We start from the raw sequence: 16,814 nt of genomic DNA on the forward strand, positions 1-16,814 counted from the left end.
CATCGCCGACCATCGGTTCGGGATCATGCTCCAGGGCAGGGGAGTCCTGTGCGTGTGAGCTTTCCATCGCCTCAGGCCGCGGGCAGAGACAATCCCTCCATCTTGCGATGGCCAACCACAGGCGCGTAGCGCCGGATCATCGTGCTGCAGAACTCGGCGAATTCCTCCGGTACCAGGGGGGCACTGGTGTGATGCGGCATGATACCCCGATGCGCAGGCGTGAAGCAGAAGGTGATCGTGACGTCGAAATCGGCAATCGCGTCCATCTGCCGGTCGAACCAGTCGAGCGCGCCGGGGCGGAAGCTGTCGGCCCAGGACAGGCCAGTGCGCAATGAGGTGACGCCCAGCCGTTTCAGCCAGCGCACCGCTTCATCCAGTCGATAGTCTTCGAAGTCGAACCACTGGGCAATTCCCAGCTGTGGAGTGTACCTGGCGAACTCCTCGAGCGCGGGCTTCGGCGAACCGTCCTCGCGGAGCAGCCCCATATAGAAATGGCGATAGTAGGATGAGCCTTCGGCCTCGCGGTGCCGGGTCGTCGCCTCCCATGCGCGCGGGAGATCGTAGAGACTGTACCACTGAATGCGTGGTGCCTGGCCGAGCAGCAGCTCGGCCGTCCTCTTCAGTCCCCAAAGCTGAACTTCTTCGGCGCCGAAGGTCGAGACGCCGACCTCGGTAATCCAGACCGGGAGATCCGTGACCTCATGGATCTCGGCGAGCTTCTGTGGCCACTCATCGATCTTCCAGAGATTCCAGTCGAGCGGAAAACCATGCACGGCGACAGCGTCGACGTGATCAAGGACGCCGTATCCCTGCATGCGCCGCAGGAACAGGGGATCGATCGGCGAAATGCCGCCGAGCACGCGTGTCACACTGGAATTCTCTGCCGCAATCGCGTCACCTGCGAGCGCCGTCATCTCGGCGAACAGGCTCCATTCCGGATCGATCTCCGGGTCCCAGTGCGATTTGTTATTGGGCTCGTTCCAGATCATGGCCGCTTCAATCATCCGGTTCTCCTTTGGCTGGATAGACTGGGCCTTCGCCGGCAGGCGGGCCTGCCGGTCGGCAGAAATAGACCTCCTCCTCGGGATGAGAGACGATCTCGAAGCCCGAGCTCCTCAGCATCGCTTCCATGCAGGCCCGGTTCGGGACCCACCAGTTGGTGGGATCGCCCGCATATCTGTCTTCGATGAAATGCAGCCTGGGAAATCCGGGATTTTCGAACGGCTCGGTGTCCCAGAAGGCGTGATCTGCCTGTAGCGCGACCAGCTCCGGGCTTCCGCGTTGCATCGACTGAAACACCATCAGTTCCCTGACGCAGTGCTTGCGAACGAGGTCCAGCGCGAGGAGCGGGTGGCGCAGATGGTAGAGCACGCCCATGAACAGGACGATGTCGAAGCGCTCGCTGAGAGCGCCGACGTCGTAGACGGAGAGCTCCCGGAATTCGACATCCGCTTCGGCCACTTCCGCCGCAAAGCGCGCCTGCGCCAGATAACCCTCGTCGGAATCGATGCCCAGCACGCGGTCGGCGCCGCGCCGTTTCATTTCGATCGAATAGAAGCCGGCATTGCAGCCGATATCGAGGACAGTTTTGCCGGCCAGGCCCGCAGGGAGCTCTGAGGCGAACTTGCTCCATTTGACGAACGGATAGTTGCCGAGAAAATGGTCCGGCGCCGTCGATACCCCCTGCAGCTCGATATTGTGGAACCATGGGCCAAGCGCTTCGATCCTGCGGCGAATTTCAGCGGTCGACAGATGCATCGCTATCGTCCTTGCACCGCTGGAATGGGGGCCTCGGCCGTCGCGAGCAGGGCATGAGCAATTTCGTCTCTGCTGGATCTCTCCATCCGGGCAAGAAGGTCGATCGCTGCGCGATAGCCGTTGAACGTACCGACGTCCACGTAATCTGAGCCCGCCTTTATGCCGAAAGCTTCACCGCCCGCAGCGAGATAGGCATTAATGAGGGTGCCGACATATTCGTCGCTGCCTTCGCGGGAGCGCCAGAGAGCGTGCAACTCGCGCAATATTCCGCCTGGCATCTTGAACGCCCCCCAAATCCAGTTCGACTGCGCGTCGGGCTGCTTCACCTGGATCTCGCGAACGCGGTTGGCTCGATCGACGACGACGGCGTCGAAGAATTCTGGCCTCTCGACTGGGAACAGCAGAAACGACAGCGTGCCATCGGGAAGGGCAGTGAACCCGTTCTCCGGATACCAGACCGTATCCGGGAGGCCGATAAGGACCTGCTCGTCGTCATGGACGAGGGGGGTCGCACGAAAGATCGCGTCGCACAGCCCGGCGGGCGTCGGCTGAACGACGAAGGCAGTTGACGCCTGTTCGTAGCCCGCCGCGTAATATTCGAGAATGTCGGATTTGCCCGGTCCGATAACGAAGCAGACCTTGTCCGCTCCCGCCGTGATCATCCGATTTACGAGATATTCGCTGACGGCGCACGGCCGCTCGACCGCGCCGTCGACGCGGCTTCCGACCGGCAGCAGCTCCTTCGAAAACCCGAGTGGCTGGATCCGGCTGCCGCGTCCCGCGGCTGGTACGATGCCGAGCATCAGATTGCCTCCGCCGCTGGCTGGGATGAGCGCTGCGCATTGCCGCACTGTGCAAGGATGGACTCCAGCTCCTGCGCACGCCGATCTGACGTGTGTTCGGCCAGGACGCGCTCACGGGCATTCCTTCCGATCCGGCGAAGCGCCTCGTCGCTGAGCTCAAGAGCAGCGATCACATTCTCCGTCGTCTCGACGGGAATGATCTCTTCGCCCGCCGCGAAGAAGGTGTCGAAGCCCGGCCATACGTCCGTTACGATGGCTGCTCCGCACGCTGCGGCCTCGAACAGACGTCCGGAGGGGCACCAGCCCATCTCCGCCATCGCATGCCGGGTCACGTTGAGTGTCAGCCGCGACGATGCGTAAAAGCCCGGATGGTCCGGAGGCGGCAGATGGCGCACGAAGTAGATGTTGCCGGCCCAGGGGAACTCCTGCGGATATTGCGCGCCACCAATGACGAAGCGGAGGTCGGGCCTGCGTCGCGCAACCTGCACGAGGAAACGGTCGACGCCCGCCTGACGGTCCGCTGCATAGGTGCCCAGGTAGGAAAGATCGCCTGCGAAATCGGGATTGGCTGCGGCTGGTCGATACCGCTCCGGGTCGACATGGCCATGGAGCGGTGCCGTCATGCGCGCTCCAAGCGCCGAGCGCAACTCGGCAAGCGCGGGACCGCCCGCATAGCTCAGTACAAGATCGAATCCCCGCAGGCCGTCCGGTCCGATATAGGCTGGAAGCTTGCCTCTGCGGACATGCGCGAGTGTGACCGGCGTATCGAGGTCGTAGAAGACCCGCAAAGCGACAGGGGCCTCCTGGATGAGGTCGGTGGCTGCGATCGCATCGGGGCAGTATGATGTCACGATCGCGACGTCGGCGTCTGCGACTTCACGTTCGGCGGCCGGCTGCACCTCGGCCCAATCGGGATAAAGGACGAGTTCTCCGCCCTCCAGAGTGTCGAGATCGCGAGCGCCTGCATAGTAAGGTACGTCACGTTCGAAGAAGACGATCGTCCAGCCGCGCCGCGAGAGCGCACGAATCAATCCGCGCCACAGCGTGGCATGTCCATTGCCCCAGGATGAGCTGACGCTCAGTCCGAAGATGACCATCTTCACGCGCTCAGTCTCCCTCAATGCACGATTTCGTTCAGCGAGATTATCCGTGCGCCCCATTCCCCGAGGACGATTGTGGTGACCGAAGCCGGGCTGATGTCGAACCTGGCGCCGGCGTCCGACGGCAGCGCGAGGATCCGACAGACCGCGGCCTTGATCACATCGGCGTGGCTGACGAGGACTACCCCGCTTTCGACGTGAACAGGTCTCAGGCGCTCCATGCAGCCGGTGACGCGTTCCCGGACCTGGAGCATCGTGTCTCCGGCCGGTGTCGAGGCGCGGGAACGGTCGGAGTTCCACAGCCGCCAATCCGGATCGTTCTCGAGCTCGGCGAACGTTTTTCCCGACCAGTCGCCAAAGTCTATCTCGTCAAGGTTTTGGTCTGTCTGGACCGGACTGACGCCGGACACGCCGGCAATAGCTTCGGCCGTCGCCCGCGATCGCGCACGCGGGCTCGAATAGACTGCACCGAATTGCTCGCTCCGCATACGCTCGGCGAGCCGGGCAGCCTGTGCGCGGCCCATCGCGCCAAGCTGTATCCCCTCCATCCGCCCGGCAAGGAGGGTCTCCACCTCATCGTGGGCGGCATGTCGGACAAGAAAGAAGGTCGTAGTCATTCTGCCGCGGCGTCAAGCATCGGTTCGGTATTGTCGATGAAATTGCGCAGCCGCTGATGGGCCTCTGCGTCAGTAAATTGCTCTGGCGGCGACTTCATGAAGTAGCTGGACGGGCCGATCAGCGCGCCGCCGACACCTCGATCAAGGGCGAGCTTCGCGCAGCGCACTGCATCGATCACGACGCCCGCCGAGTTTGGAGAGTCCCAAACCTCGAGCTTGAGCTCGGCGTTGAGCGGGACGCCACCGAACGTGGTACCCTCCAGCCTGATATAGGCCCATTTGCGGTCGGCGAGCCACGGCACATGATCGCTGGGCCCGACATGGATGTCGCCCACGGGGATCGGTACGTCGAGCTGGCTGGTCACCGATTGTGTCTTCGATATCTTTTTCGATTCAAGCCGTTCCCGCTCCAGCATGTTGAGGAAATCGGTGTTGCCGCCGAAATTCAGCTGATAGGTGCGGTCCACGCGAACGCCTCGCTCGCGAAACAGATGGACCAGCATGCGATGAACGATGGTGGCCCCTACCTGGCTCTTGATGTCGTCGCCGATCAGGGGCAGGCCGCGCTGCTCGAAACGGCGACGCCACTCAGGTCGGGAAGCAATGAAAACGGGAATGCAGTTCACGAAGGCGCAGCCTGCTTCGAGCGCGCGCTCGGCATACCACGCGGTCGCCTGTTCCGATCCAACCGGAAGGTAGGAAACCAGAACGTCCGTCCCGCTGCGCTCGAGCGTGCCGGTGACATCGGCTACCGGCCGCGCATCTTCCTCGATCTCATCGCGGAGATATTTGCCAATTCCATCCAGCGTGTTGCCGCGTTCGACCTGCACTCCGATCGGCGCAACATCGGCAAAGCGATGGGTGTTGTTCGGAGCCGCGTAGATCGCCTCGGCCACGTCCCGCCCGACCTTGGTGGCGGCGACGTCGAAGGCGCAAGCTATCTCCAGGTCGCGCACATGATAGCCGCCCAGGTCGACATTCATCAGCCCTGGGATTGGCTCATTGTCCTGGACGTCCCGGTAATAGGTGAGGCCTTGAACCAGAGACGACGCGCAATTGCCGACGCCTACGATGCCGATGCGAACCTTCTTCGTTGCCATCGATCCCCAACACTGCGTTTCAAGGTCGTAAGTACGTGCCGAACCAGTGACGGGTAGCTTTGTTCCACCTCTCGGCAATGTTCGTGCGGGGAAAGTTTCAACCCGCCGGCGTTGAAGTGCGCCGCCAAGCCGGTCGGCGGCAATTCTATCATTGGGCGGGTTTCGGGGTGCCGGAGCTGTTGCCGCCGTTGCCGGGAGGCGGATTTGCCTGCGTCTCTCCGCCTGTGCCGGTCTTGGGGCCCGGACTTGTCTCTACTTGAGGATTCTGGACCGGCGCATTGTTTCCGCGCGCGTTGGGATTCGGCTCACCGCAGGAAAGCAAAAGGAACGGCAAGGGCAACGCGACCAAGGCCACGAGCGGCGAGGTTCTCATTTCGACGGTTTCTTCACTTTAGGACAACCGCTGATCAGCGATGTCGTGACGGACACCGGATCGCTGCCGGGGAAAGTTCCTTGCAGGCCCTCATCCAGTTGTTCATCGAGAATGTTGCGGTCCTCGGAACGCCCCTCGGCGCGCCGATTTCGCTGAGACGTCGCTTCGGCCGGGTTCTTCATCGTCAGCTGCCACCCTGTTGTTCGGTTTTGACGCTCGAAAAACCACCCGGCACCAAAAAAGGTTCCGGTTCAAACCGGTCGGCGAGCTGCGCAACTCACAACGATCGGCAGCGTTGGGAACAGGTGTTGGCTGGAAAGGAGGCGCAAAATGAGTGCGAAACGCAAGCAGGACGCTACAGACAAAGCCGAAGACCGTACCGAGCAACAGCAAGGTCCGACTCTCGCGCAGGAGGACTGGGACGCGGTGAAGGGCGCCGACCCCGCGCCGACGGGTGTCCCCGACGACGATCTCCGGCAGGAGCCGATAAACGCGCCGGAGCCGGGCGACCTCCCCGAGGAAGACGACGATAACCCATACCAGGAAAGCGACGAGGCCCTCCCTGACGATGAGGAGGAGGCGGCACTAACGCGCGACCCTTCGAAGCAGAAATCACGGTTCGATGAGGTGTAGCTTCTCAACCCAAGTCGGTGACTGGTTTATCGCGCCTCTGCTTTCAATTGCTCAAGCAGGGCCCTCGCGTCGTCGACGACCATTCTCAGTTCGCACGTCATCGCGGCCTCTATCGCGAAGGCCCTCGAAGGCAACGCGCCGGGATCCTCCTGATGGTTCTGGAACTGAAGCTCGTCCTCAATCCGTTCGAACAGACGCTCGGTATTCCCTGACGTCCGGGCAATCTCCGCAAGCAGCAGGGTGGTGACAGCGCGAAGCGCATTCAGCCGGCCTTCGACTTCTTCGGCAGCAATTTGCGACATTCGGATTCGCCCTATTCTGGATGGATTTCGACCAATTCCCGAGTGTCGACGCCTTACTTTGTCTCAGGGCTGGGCTGCTGACCAGGTAGATCACGCGGCTTGACCTCAGGCATTCTGTCGGTTTTCGGGGCCGGTCGCGACATTCCCTGGTCGCCGACGGACGGCGGCTTTAGGACACCGCCGCAGGGGGCGAGCTTTTCGGCCAATGGCTGCTGATTTTGCCCAGCCTTGTCCTCGCTGTTCTGCTGCTGGTCGTGACTTTCGGATTGCGGTGCCGCCCGACACTTCTCAGATGGCGGCGTGGCCTCGCGGTCTTGCGCCAAAGTCGCCTCGCACATTGCCAAGATCATGGCGGCCAACATGATCGGTCTGCGGAAGAGCATGTGAGCCTCCTCGTCCGATTGGTGGAACCTCTGTTGGACAAGCGGCAATGCCGCCAATTGTTCCGGCCTATCGCCGGCTCCTGATCGCGCTACGAGCCCGACGCGACAGCAGTTCTGGCGGGTCCGAGAGACAATTTCGGAACATTCGCCATCCAGCACTTGTTGGATTTACGAGAATCCAGCCAGTGAGGAGATCCCGATGAATATGGTCAAATACCTCCCAGCACTTGCGGTAGCTGCCCTGCTTTCACCTGCCGCAGCCAAGGACGATGCATAAGCTTCGTCAACAAGGCCGCGATCGGCGGTATGTTCGAGGTGCAGTCAAGTGAGCTTGCTCTCAAAAAGTCGAAAGATGCCGATGTTCGCCAATTTGCCGAGATGATGGTCACGGACCACACCAAGGCGAACAATACTTTGAAATCCGTTGCGAAGCAGGAACACCTCAAGCTTCCGACCGAGCTCGACCACGAGCACGCCACCATGGGCGGCCAGTGCGGGATTTCCGATCCTCCGCTTTGGCTGCGGAAACGGGTCTCTCTACGCGTTCAATGGTTCACCCGTTCCCGTTCCCCACGCTCACGAAATTCCGCCTCTCGTAAAAAACGGGGAACAATGGTGGGTGACCGGCATTTCTAATGGAACTCCATAAAAGGCGAGTCTCGCGCGGGAGATCACAGCCTTGTCATCGCACAAGTATCAAAGCCCAGCTCCTCAACATGTCGGAACGGCGCCCGTAGGCGGCGAATCTATAGTTGAGCTCATCCCGGCTCTAAGAGCCTTTGCTCGCACCTTTTGTCGGGACCCTTCCGACGCTGACGACCTGGTGCAAGAGACGTTGTTGAAGGGCTTGGCCAGCATTGACAAGTTCGAGCCCGGAACACGCATGAAATCTTGGCTTTTCACAATCATGCGAAATACGTTCAATACGAATATCAAAACATATACGCGAGAGGCGCCGGGTCTGATGGATTGCGCCTCCAGCAGGCCTGTCTCCGATGCCACCCAGGAATGGACCCTTCGAAGCCGGGAAGTTCGTGAGGCGATCGACCGTCTTCCTACCTCCAAGCGCGAGATCCTGGTGCTGGTCGGAGTGCTGGGTGTCAGTTACGAGGAGGCCGCTGAAATCTGCTCCTGCGCGGTGGGCACTGTGAAGAGCCGCCTCAATCGGGCACGCGCAAGCGTTCTGGAGTATCTGGGCGAGAATTCTTCCGAAACGCTCGTCGAGCCGACCGCCTGTTTGCCTGCGGATCATCTCGACACGAACGATCAGCGCAGGCAGTAGCCTGCCTGGTACATCATCCAAGCGGAAGGGTCAGTGAAGCAAATCTCGGCCGACCTTTCGGGCAAGGTCATGCGGCGCGCAAATGCTGAGCTTATTTTCTGCCCTAATTCGGGTCCTGACGACGGCGATGGAGCAAAAGAGCCTCCTGAAGAGCCGAAGCCAGTTCAAGCAGCCGTTCGGGCACTTTTTCCTGCTCGATTTCCGTAAGCAGGTCGGCGATGCGGTCGTCGAGAGTCGAAATGTCGACCTTCTGCTGCTCGCTCTCTCGTTCCGTTATATCGGTCGTAGTACGTGACATTAGTCAGCCGTCATGGAGAACAGGAATTAGATTAACATATGTGAATTCCTTCGCCATCGAAAGTCCCCTGTAAACCTTCCCGCGGCGGCTTTGATCTGCCCGCCCCAACCATCCAGCCTTGAATGAGTTCCGCAGGCTTTGGTGCTATTTCATGGCCTGGCATCCCGCCGCCGGCTACGACATCGGATGCGCTTTTTTCTGCCGTTGAGAACCGTGCCGGCGGCCGCCCGTCAACGTGATGCGTATTGCCGAATAGGCATACCGAAGCGCGTGATCGGCTTCAGCGGTCAGGAGCCGCGACTATTCTGCTTGCCTCCGCCGGGATTGGCCCAGAAGCATTTCCTTGAAGCGCGTGCGCCGTTCGGGGGCGGGCGCCGAGCTCGCATCTGCGAAAATATGCAATGGTCAACCGCAATCCCTCCCTCAATGGAACTTGTGGAGCCCAGCCAAGCAGCGCCTGGGCGCGCGAGATGTCCGGACGGCGACGGTGGGGATCGTCGGCCGGTAATGGAAGATATCGGGGGCGAGAGCTTGTTCGGGTTTCCTCCACGACCAGGCGGGCAAGGTCATTGATAGTGAACTCGCCGGGATTGCCGAGATTGACGGGGAGCCCTGGATTGGGATCGACGGCCATCAGCGAGATAAGGGCTTTGGTCAGGTCGGACACGTAGCAGAACGAGCGTGTCTGCGACCCGTCACCATGGATCGTAAGAGACCGCCTGCTGAGCGCCTGCGTGATCAGGTTCGAGATGATGCGCCCGTCTTCGCGCTGCATGCGCGGCCCATATGTATTGAAAATTCGGGCGACACGTACATCCGCGCGCTTAGCCCGCAAAAAATCGAAGCAGAGCGCTTCAGCAGCCCGCTTTCCTTCGTCGTAGCAGGCACGCGGACCTGTGCAGTTGACATTGCCGAAATGATCCTCGCGCTGTGGATGCTCCAGAGGATCGCCGTACACCTCGCTGGTCGAGGCTTGCACGAAACGCGCCTCGTGGTTCTCGGCCAATTCCAGGAGATTGAGCGTCCCGTTTACGCAAGTGCGCATGGTGTGAACAGGATCCGCCTGGTAGCGGGGCGGGGAAGCCGGGCAAGCCAGATTGTAGATCTCGTCGATCCGCTCCTTTGTTCGAAACGGGAGGCAGACATCGTGCTCGAAAAACCGAAAGCTCGGGTACTGTTCGAGTTCGGCGACATTCTGGAGGCTGCCTGTCAGAAGATTGTCCAGGCACAGGATACGGTCGCCGTTCCCAAGCAGCGCCTCGCACAAATGCGAGCCGAGAAAACCGGCGCCGCCTGCTACAAGGACGGTCTTGCGGTGTGAAGTCTTGTTTCTCCGGGTCATCTCTCTTCCTTCCAAAGGCTGCCCGAACCGTTCAAATAGTCTGGCCGATCAGCCTTGCCTCCAACTCCATGGGACGGGCACCGCGCAACGACATAAGGTGCTGTTCCAGCTGCCGCGCACGGGCGATGCCGGTGTGTGACGAAAGAACTCTCGCGTGAGCTTCGGCAGCCGTTGCCAGGCGCTCGCATTCATCGGATTTCAAAACCTCGACGACATCCGATGTCGAAGAGGCGCAGTAAATTGCCTCGCCGGCAGGAAAGAACTCGTCCAGCCCGGCCCATCTGTCCGTAATGACCGGCGTGCCGGAGGCTGCTGCCTCGAACAGACGCACGCTGGGTGACCATCCGGCGGCCGTCATGTCGGCGCGCGTGATGTTGAGGGTGAACCTTTGGCGGGCGTAGAACGAGGCATGGTCCCGTGGCGCAAGATGGTGAATGCGCTCGACGTTCGGCGGCCATGACACGTCGTTCGGGTAGAGGGGGCCGGCGACAACAAACCGGTGATCCGGCATCTGCTCGGCCACGTCGATCAGCAGCAGCTCGAGCTTGGGCTGCCTATCCGGCGTATACGTGCCCAGATAGCCCAAGTCCCAGCGCTTCGACTCCGTTTGGCTTCGATAGATCTCAGGGTCGACCGAGCAATAGAGCGGCTCGGCTCGACGAGCTCCGTGCTCGCGGACGAGCCGCGTGAGCATAGGCCCCCCTGTAAAGGAAAAGTAGGCGTCAAAGAACGGGATCTGGCGAGCCGCGATGTACTCGTCGTCGCCGGCGGCGAGCTTGCGCAGCGTTACGGGAGTATCGATGTCATAGAAGCAGAATGGTCCTGTGCAGAGGCACGCCACTGCGTCGATGACGGCCACTCCCTCAGGTACGTAGGAACCAACGATGACTGCATCGGCCTGCTGAAGAGCCGAAGCATGCTCGCTCTCCAGCTCGGCGACGCTGTTGTAATAGCGAAGCTCGCAAAAGGCCGGATTCTCCAGATCACGATGATCGGCGTACCAGGGCACTTCCCGTTCAAGGAAGATGACCCTGTGGCCGTTGTGCTTCAGTCCAGCAAGCAGGCTGCGATAAGTGGTGGCGTGCCCGTTGCCCCATGACGATGAAAGGCTGAGGCCCAGGAAGACCAGGTCGAGGCCATGCTGGTTCATTCGGCGGCCTCCGTCGCCGGATGCTTCGCAAAACGCCGAAATACGCGGTCGGCCTCGGCCGCGCGATGCCTGTAGGTGTGTTCCTCAAGCACCCGCTGAAGGGCTCGCTGGCCGATCTCTGCAGCGCGCTCTTCCTTCAACGACTGCAGGATTTCGGCGACGTCCTTGCCGTCGCGCGCGACCAGGACCTCTTCGTCAGGCTTGAGGAACAGCTCCAGTCCCAGCCAGGCGTCTGTTATCAGGCAGGCGCCTGCGCCGGCTGCTTCGAACACCCTTGTCGCCGGCGAGAAACCATTTTCGGCCATGCTTTCGCGACTGATGTTGAGAACGGCCTTCGACGAGACATTGAAGGCATTGTGATCTTGCGTGCCTACGTGACCGAGGAGATCGACGTTCGCTGGAACAGGCTTGTCCGACCAGCCGGCACCGCCCAGCAGGAAGCGCTGATCGGGCAAACCAGCCGCTGGCTCCAGGAAGAAACTCTCCACGCGTTTCTCGCGATCCGGCAGCCGATTGCCGAGGAAGCCGAGATCGCCGGTGTAGCGCTTGTCGGCAGGGACCGGATGATGAGTCTCCGGATCGAGCGCATTATAGATCGGCAGGCAGTCGGCGGCGCCCATCGCGCGGTAGGCGTAAACAACGGGCTCACCGCCGCCGTAAGTAAGCACGAGATCAAGCTGGCTCAGGGCTGCATGGAGCGGGTGATCCGGCTCGGCCCGAAGCTGGGCGAGAGTGGCCGGCGCATCGACATCCCAGAAGATGGTCAGCGCATCGGGCCTGGAGTTCGCGAGCACCTCGCGCAGCAGCGCGTCGTCCTCGAAACCGACCCCGCTCGCCTTGACGACGATATCCGCTTCGCTGGCCAACCCCGCCACCCGCAGCAGGGCCTGTGCGCTCGGCTCATAGACGATGACCTTGCACCAGTCGGGCGGTTCGATGTCGCGGTTCTTCTGCCGGTCGTAGACATCCGGCTCGTAGAAGCTGATGTCGTAGCCGAGTCGAGCGAGCGCTCGGAGCAGGCCGCGGTAGTAGGTCGCCGCACCGTTCCAGTAGGACGACAGAATACTGGATCCATAGAAGGCAATTTTCATTCAGCAGCCTCTCTTGCTGTGATCTGCTTGGCGACATGGAGCGAGCCGGATTGGGCAAGGATATCGAAGAGCTGGTCGACGCGGTGGCGGCAGGTATGGCGAGCGGCGATCGTTTCCAGGCCCGCCAGGGCCAGCGAGTTTGCCAGGGCGGGATCGTTGATGATGTCGGTGAGGTGACGAGCCATTTCGGATCCGTCGCGGGCAAAAAGAAAATCCTGTCCTGGCCGAAACAGGCCTTCGCTGTCGTTCCATGGTGCGGACACAAGGGGGATTCCCGAGGCCAGCGCCTCGAACACTCGAATGGTCGGGATACCCGGGAGCAGTTCGGCGTAGGGCCGCCGCGGAATGTGTACCGTCACCCGATGGGCGGCGAAGGCAGCAGGCACCTCGGCATTGGCGATCCAGCCGCCATACGCTATGCCCGCGTCGCGAAGCGCGGTCAGAGCCGGTCGAGGATAGCGCACGCCGCGGACTGTGCCGCGAATGCCGAGCCTGCACACCGGCTCGATCAAGAAGTTGTGGATCTCGGCGCTTCGCTCCTCGTCTCCCCAGTTGCCGACCCAGATGAGATCGGCGTCCTTCGACGCATAGGGGGAGGGGTGGAAGAGTCGGTCGTCGACTGCCTCATGCCAGGTGAAAACCTGTCTTCCCCAGCCGGCCCGAAGGTAGCGCTCCCGCAATGTTTCACCGAAGGCAAGCACTGCGTCGTAGGCGTCGAGAGCAAGACTCGAAATCGCGTCAGACGACACCGCCCGATGGTGTGTGTCGTGAAAGAGGAGGGTGAAAGGCCCGCCGCTTGAACGCACTCGGCCAATTCGAGCGACCAGCTCCGGTTCCGTCCACTCGTGGACCATGACGACATCAGCTGTGTCCAGCCAGCTTTCGTGATCGAAATCGTCGCCGTAGCTTACCGACGTCAATTCAGGGAAATCGACGGCAAAACGTTCGATCGCCGCAGGCCCCTGATGGGCAAGAAGATTGTTCCGGCTCCAGCCGTCCTTGGGTTCCAGGGCGATCGCGTCGTGGCCTCGAGACAACAGTTCTCGCATTATTCCGCGCAGGAAATGAGCATTGCCGTGGTTCCAGTCGGAGACAAGCGAGTGCGTGTAGAAGACAAACCGCATGGCTCAGCTCTCGACCGCCACCCTGGCTTCAACCAGGTCATAAACCGCCTGCATCCGCGCCAGCTGTCGCTCGGCCGAGTATTCCTTTGCACGGCGTCGGGCGGCGCGGCCGAGCCGCAGGCGTAGACCTTCGTCCCCAGCGATCTCGTTGAGGATCACCGCAAGCGCGCGTGAATCCAGCGGAGGGAAGAATACGGCTGCCCCGTCCCAGAGTTCGCGATACGTCGCGATATCCGAGAGCACCAGAGGGGTCTCTGCCATGGCCGCTTCAAGAGCGGCGAGACCGAACGGCTCGAAGATCGATGGCGAGACGAAAATGGCTGCCCGCGCCATCAAGGCACGAACCTCTTCACCCGCGAGTTCGCCGAGACCGACAACGTCGCTGAAGGATGTCGATTGCCCGTTAGGTCCGATGGTCGCGCCGGCCGCGAAAACAGGCCACCTGCACAGTGAGGCGGCCTCATCGAGCACGCCGCCGTTCTTGCCCTCGTCCCACCAGCGGCTTGCCGCCAAGATCACATGCTCGCGCGCCGCAGATTTCGCGACCGCTCGGGAAGCATTGTGGACGACCTCGAGGCCGGCGATCGGCCCATAGCACGCCTCCAGCATCACGGCGTGGCTCGCGCTCGGTGCAATCACGGCGTCTGCGCGATCGAATCCGCGACGGTTTCGCCGCTTCTGCCATTCCCAGGGCGCCGGCGGAGCCTCAGTCTTGACTGTGTGGAACCATGTGACGACGCATGAATGCGATACGGCAACCACCGGACACGAGAACTCCAGGCCGCAGGCTTGAGAGGGGGCATTGAGATGCACGAGATCCACACCGTGCTCGTGCGCCACCGCAGTGAGTTCCGCAGGCAGATCTTCCAACGAATCTTCGTTTTCGACGGTCCAATCCAGCGGGCTCTGCAGCCAGACGAGTGCGCCGATACGTTCCGCCTCGCGTCGCTGATCGTCGGAAGGTCCTGGCCCGACCCCAACCAGCACGATACTGTGTCCGCGTTGTGTGAGCCCTCCCGCGAGGTCGATTGCATAGCGCCAGACGCCGCCCACGGCATCGACCGTCATGAGGATGCGCCGCTTCCGCATCAGACTCTGCAGCATGCCGACTCCAATTCGCGGAGGGGACGGGGCCGGCTTTCCTGAATGTCGCTGAACTTCCCGAACGAGGCGAGATAGTGTTCGTGTGCCCGCTCCCACGCCCGGTCATCCGGCTCGCCCCAGAGCCGGCGATAGCTTGGCGAGCTCGGATAAGGATAGAGAGGCACTGGCTCGTTGGCCCAGACGCCGTTCGAGATGAGACGGCCCCGCCAGTAGTCGACAAGCCGCTGGTCATCCTCGACCACGCCGATCAGATTGGCCTGCACGAAAGGAACATGTCGCCGCGCCAGGATCAGTAGCTCGGCAAGCTCTTCGGTGCCGAGCCGGCAACGTTTCGCGAGCATCTCGCGGCCTTCCACCGTTAGGCTTTCTAGGCCGGCCTCTATCGATACGCAGCCGGCGGCGCCGAGCAGTTCCAGAAGGTCGGGCTTCCACAGATCGATCCGCGTCTGCACCCCGAAGCTGACGTCGCGATCGACCAGCGCTTCGAGCAGCGCCTTCTGCGGCAGGAATATCTCGTCGATGAAATAGATGTAGCCGACGCCCTGGTCGATCAGGCGGTCGATCTCTTCGACAATGATGTCGTGATTGCGCCGCCGGTAGGCATCTCGGTAGTCGATCTTGGCGCAGAAGCTGCAATTGTATGGGCAGCCGCGCGATGCCTCCACCTCGGCGCCGAAGCCTTCTTTCCGATCGTCGAAGCGATGATGATGATGAATGTGCCGGGAAAGCCATTCGGAGGGCCAGCGCAATGCGGCGTGATCGACGAAGCGGCTGGCATGGGCCGCTCTGTTGCACACGGCGTTGCCTTCGACGAGCCGGGCAGTCGAAGGAACCGCGCTCCAGTCCGCAGTGTTGGCCAGTTCCGCAATCACCTCCTCGCACTCGCCACGCACGACGACGTCCGCGCCGAGCTTGTTGAGCGTCGGGGCCGGCGTGGCGGAGCCGTGCGGACCCACCGCAACGGTACGGCCGCCATCGCGCCCGAGATGGGACAGGAACTCGGCCGGCACCCGCAATTCGGGCGGAGCGCAGCGCCAGAACAGGTAAGTGGGTGCGGTGGTGACCACGGTCATGCCGGGAGAGAATTCGGCGACGGAAGCCGCAAGCTCGGAATTGTCGAGCTGCTGGATCTGGCCATCGAGCATCAGAACCTCATGGCCGTCCGCTTCAAGCTGCGCCTTCGAATAGCCGAGCTCCAGAGGCAGATGGGGCTCTCGGCAACCGAAATAGACGCTTCCTTCATAGCTCCAGGACGGGTTTACGAGAGCGACCTTCATGCGCTGGCTCTCCGCTCTTCTCGAAGTGTTCCGCCAAGCCGATTTGCGGCAAGCCATTCGGCCAGCCGCCGCACGCCGTCGCGCCAGCCGATCTGCGCCTTCCAGCCGGTAGCCATTTGCAGCTTGCGCGTATCGGCGACGAAGAAGAGCTGGTCTCCTTGACGCCAGTCGCCGTAGCTAGCCTCGGTTTCGGATCCGAGGATCAGCCCGATCTCGAACAGCAGGCCCCTGATGCTGACGGCATTGCGAGGACCGCCGCCGAGATTGAATGCCTGACCTTTCAGCTGCTCTATCCTAGACAGAACGGCGCGATAGGCGGCGACCGCATCGTCGACGTGGAGGATGTCGCGAACCTGCGTGCCGTCGCCATAAATCCGGACAGGCTGACGAGCGAGCGCACGCAATAGGAAATGAGCAACCCAGCCCTGGTCTTCAGTGCCGAACTGGCGTGGACCGTAGATGCAGCTCATGCGCAGCACGGCGGTCGGCAGATCGAAATGACGAGCGTAATCCAGGACGTACTGGTCGGCCACGCCTTTGGAGCAGCCATACGGGGTGCAGAGATCGATGCTCCTGGTCTCGCTGACGCCGTATGCTCCCAGGGCGGCATCGACCGGATGGCGGCGCGCATCGGATTGAGCAAGCTCGACGTCCTCCAGGCCGCCATAGACCTTGTTGGTGCTCGCGAATATGACCGGAATTCTTCTGCCGCTGCGCCGGACTGCCTCCAGGACATTCAATGTCCCGCGCGCATTGATCTCGAAGTCGTCCACCGGCTCCATCAGGCTTGTTGTGACAGCCGTCTGGGCCGCAAGATGAAAGATGGCTTTCGCATCGCGCAGCACAGCTTCAACCGCGTCGAAGTTGCGGACATCCACGATGCGGCTGTGAACGCGATCCGGGTAAGCCTTCTGCAGCCAATCGAGATTCTGACGGACTCCGTCCCGGCTAAGGTTATCGATGATGACGACCTCCTCGCCGTCTCGAAGCAAGCTCTCCGCGAGATTGGTGCCTATGAAACCGCAGCCGCCAGTGATGACGACAGGTCCGGTCGGCGCCAATGTAAGAAGATTGTGG

Annotated in this window: 18 protein-coding genes and 1 pseudogene; 3 read left to right on the forward strand and 16 right to left on the reverse strand. The window is 61.6% G+C overall.

What is annotated here, in order from left to right:
* Positions 1-71 precede the first annotated feature (71 nt).
* The 7 genes from SAZ10_RS17665 to SAZ10_RS17695 all read right to left on the reverse strand — a co-directional run bounded on the left by SAZ10_RS17665 (position 72) and on the right by SAZ10_RS17695 (position 5,933).
* The gene (locus tag SAZ10_RS17665; RefSeq protein ID WP_318610671.1) at positions 72-1,004 is read right to left on the reverse strand and encodes a beta-xylosidase; all 933 of its coding nucleotides are present in this window, start codon (positions 1,002-1,004) and stop codon (positions 72-74) included.
* The gene (locus tag SAZ10_RS17670; protein ID WP_318610672.1) at positions 997-1,758 is read right to left on the reverse strand and encodes a TIGR04290 family methyltransferase; all 762 of its coding nucleotides are present in this window, start codon (positions 1,756-1,758) and stop codon (positions 997-999) included. Before SAZ10_RS17670 ends, SAZ10_RS17665 begins: the two co-directional genes overlap by 8 nt.
* A gap of 2 nt (positions 1,759-1,760) precedes the next feature.
* Entirely contained in the window at positions 1,761-2,561 is an 801-nt protein-coding gene (locus SAZ10_RS17675; protein ID WP_318610673.1) for a sugar phosphate nucleotidyltransferase, read from the reverse strand.
* Positions 2,561-3,664 carry a glycosyltransferase gene (locus SAZ10_RS17680; protein WP_318610674.1) on the reverse strand — a complete coding sequence of 368 codons (1,104 nt, stop codon included), beginning with the start codon at positions 3,662-3,664 and terminating at the stop codon, positions 2,561-2,563. The genes SAZ10_RS17675 and SAZ10_RS17680 overlap by 1 nt, the downstream gene beginning before the upstream one ends.
* Positions 3,665-3,678: 14 nt before the next feature.
* Complete coding sequence (locus SAZ10_RS17685; protein ID WP_318610675.1) at positions 3,679-4,278, reverse strand: histidine phosphatase family protein; 600 nt, start codon at positions 4,276-4,278, stop codon at positions 3,679-3,681.
* The gene (locus tag SAZ10_RS17690; RefSeq protein WP_318610676.1) at positions 4,275-5,378 is read right to left on the reverse strand and encodes an inositol-3-phosphate synthase; all 1,104 of its coding nucleotides are present in this window, start codon (positions 5,376-5,378) and stop codon (positions 4,275-4,277) included. The genes SAZ10_RS17685 and SAZ10_RS17690 overlap by 4 nt, the downstream gene beginning before the upstream one ends.
* 369 nt (positions 5,379-5,747) lie before the next feature.
* The gene (locus SAZ10_RS17695) at positions 5,748-5,933 is read right to left on the reverse strand and encodes a hypothetical protein (protein ID WP_318610677.1); all 186 of its coding nucleotides are present in this window, start codon (positions 5,931-5,933) and stop codon (positions 5,748-5,750) included.
* Positions 5,934-6,081: 148 nt separating this feature from the next.
* Here SAZ10_RS17695 and SAZ10_RS17700 point away from each other — a divergent pair, with 148 nt between their 5' ends.
* A complete protein-coding gene (locus tag SAZ10_RS17700) occupies positions 6,082-6,384 on the forward strand; it encodes a hypothetical protein (protein WP_318610678.1) in 303 nt (100 codons plus the stop codon).
* Positions 6,385-6,410: 26 nt separating this feature from the next.
* Here the strand turns inward: SAZ10_RS17700 and SAZ10_RS17705 are convergent, their stop codons facing one another.
* A complete protein-coding gene (locus SAZ10_RS17705) occupies positions 6,411-6,686 on the reverse strand; it encodes a hypothetical protein (protein ID WP_318610679.1) in 276 nt (91 codons plus the stop codon).
* 656 nt (positions 6,687-7,342) lie between these two features.
* Between SAZ10_RS17705 and SAZ10_RS17710 the strand changes: the two genes are divergently transcribed.
* Both SAZ10_RS17710 and SAZ10_RS17715 read left to right on the forward strand, forming a co-directional pair.
* A complete protein-coding gene (locus SAZ10_RS17710) occupies positions 7,343-7,705 on the forward strand; it encodes a DUF4142 domain-containing protein (RefSeq protein ID WP_318610823.1) in 363 nt (120 codons plus the stop codon).
* Between the two features lie 34 nt (positions 7,706-7,739).
* Entirely contained in the window at positions 7,740-8,351 is a 612-nt protein-coding gene (locus SAZ10_RS17715; RefSeq protein WP_412535242.1) for a sigma-70 family RNA polymerase sigma factor, read from the forward strand.
* Between the two features lie 103 nt (positions 8,352-8,454).
* Here SAZ10_RS17715 and SAZ10_RS17720 read toward each other — a convergent pair whose 3' ends face one another.
* From SAZ10_RS17720 to SAZ10_RS17755, 8 genes and pseudogenes are all read right to left on the reverse strand, one after another.
* Positions 8,455-8,649, reverse strand: a complete 195-nt coding sequence (locus SAZ10_RS17720; protein ID WP_318610680.1) for a hypothetical protein — start codon at positions 8,647-8,649, stop codon at positions 8,455-8,457.
* 280 nt (positions 8,650-8,929) lie between these two features.
* A complete protein-coding gene (locus SAZ10_RS17725) occupies positions 8,930-9,991 on the reverse strand; it encodes a UDP-glucuronic acid decarboxylase family protein (protein ID WP_318610681.1) in 1,062 nt (353 codons plus the stop codon).
* A gap of 31 nt (positions 9,992-10,022) precedes the next feature.
* Entirely contained in the window at positions 10,023-11,141 is a 1,119-nt protein-coding gene (locus tag SAZ10_RS17730; protein ID WP_318610682.1) for a glycosyltransferase, read from the reverse strand.
* Positions 11,138-12,232 (reverse strand): glycosyltransferase, encoded by a 1,095-nt coding sequence (locus tag SAZ10_RS17735; RefSeq protein WP_318610683.1) that lies wholly within the window; start codon positions 12,230-12,232, stop codon positions 11,138-11,140. The genes SAZ10_RS17730 and SAZ10_RS17735 overlap by 4 nt, the downstream gene beginning before the upstream one ends.
* Positions 12,229-13,356, reverse strand: a complete 1,128-nt coding sequence (locus SAZ10_RS17740) for a glycosyltransferase (protein WP_318610684.1) — start codon at positions 13,354-13,356, stop codon at positions 12,229-12,231. The genes SAZ10_RS17735 and SAZ10_RS17740 overlap by 4 nt, the downstream gene beginning before the upstream one ends.
* A gap of 3 nt (positions 13,357-13,359) precedes the next feature.
* Positions 13,360-14,460: a glycosyltransferase family 4 protein gene (locus SAZ10_RS17745; RefSeq protein WP_318610685.1), complete on the reverse strand. Its 1,101-nt coding sequence runs from the start codon at positions 14,458-14,460 to the stop codon at positions 13,360-13,362.
* On the reverse strand, positions 14,445-15,737 hold the full coding sequence (locus SAZ10_RS17750) for a TIGR04295 family B12-binding domain-containing radical SAM protein (protein ID WP_318610686.1): 1,293 nt from the start codon (positions 15,735-15,737) through the stop codon (positions 14,445-14,447). Before SAZ10_RS17750 ends, SAZ10_RS17745 begins: the two co-directional genes overlap by 16 nt.
* Positions 15,734-16,783: pseudogene (locus SAZ10_RS17755) on the reverse strand (NAD-dependent epimerase/dehydratase family protein); the annotation flags it as partial. The pseudogene SAZ10_RS17755 and the gene SAZ10_RS17750, both read right to left, overlap by 4 nt.
* Positions 16,784-16,814: the final 31 nt, after the last annotated feature.

This window comes from Mesorhizobium sp. BAC0120 (assembly GCF_033542235.1).
Lineage (GTDB): Bacteria > Pseudomonadota > Alphaproteobacteria > Rhizobiales > Rhizobiaceae > JAWRCU01.

Coding starts and splice junctions, on each gene's coding strand:
- SAZ10_RS17670 (WP_318610672.1), bottom strand. CDS start 1,758: ATGCATCTGTCGACCGCTGAAATTCGCCGCAGGATCGAAGCGCTTGGC.
- SAZ10_RS17685 (WP_318610675.1), bottom strand. CDS start 4,278: ATGACTACGACCTTCTTTCTTGTCCGACATGCCGCCCACGATGAGGTG.
- SAZ10_RS17720 (WP_318610680.1), bottom strand. CDS start 8,649: ATGTCACGTACTACGACCGATATAACGGAACGAGAGAGCGAGCAGCAG.
- SAZ10_RS17740 (WP_318610684.1), bottom strand. CDS start 13,356: ATGCGGTTTGTCTTCTACACGCACTCGCTTGTCTCCGACTGGAACCAC.
- SAZ10_RS17700 (WP_318610678.1), top strand. CDS start 6,082: ATGAGTGCGAAACGCAAGCAGGACGCTACAGACAAAGCCGAAGACCGT.
- SAZ10_RS17730 (WP_318610682.1), bottom strand. CDS start 11,141: ATGAACCAGCATGGCCTCGACCTGGTCTTCCTGGGCCTCAGCCTTTCA.
- SAZ10_RS17665 (WP_318610671.1), bottom strand. CDS start 1,004: ATGATTGAAGCGGCCATGATCTGGAACGAGCCCAATAACAAATCGCAC.
- SAZ10_RS17675 (WP_318610673.1), bottom strand. CDS start 2,561: ATGCTCGGCATCGTACCAGCCGCGGGACGCGGCAGCCGGATCCAGCCA.
- SAZ10_RS17750 (WP_318610686.1), bottom strand. CDS start 15,737: ATGAAGGTCGCTCTCGTAAACCCGTCCTGGAGCTATGAAGGAAGCGTC.
- SAZ10_RS17735 (WP_318610683.1), bottom strand. CDS start 12,232: ATGAAAATTGCCTTCTATGGATCCAGTATTCTGTCGTCCTACTGGAAC.
- SAZ10_RS17745 (WP_318610685.1), bottom strand. CDS start 14,460: ATGCTGCAGAGTCTGATGCGGAAGCGGCGCATCCTCATGACGGTCGAT.
- SAZ10_RS17725 (WP_318610681.1), bottom strand. CDS start 9,991: ATGACCCGGAGAAACAAGACTTCACACCGCAAGACCGTCCTTGTAGCA.
- SAZ10_RS17695 (WP_318610677.1), bottom strand. CDS start 5,933: ATGAAGAACCCGGCCGAAGCGACGTCTCAGCGAAATCGGCGCGCCGAG.
- SAZ10_RS17690 (WP_318610676.1), bottom strand. CDS start 5,378: ATGGCAACGAAGAAGGTTCGCATCGGCATCGTAGGCGTCGGCAATTGC.
- SAZ10_RS17705 (WP_318610679.1), bottom strand. CDS start 6,686: ATGTCGCAAATTGCTGCCGAAGAAGTCGAAGGCCGGCTGAATGCGCTT.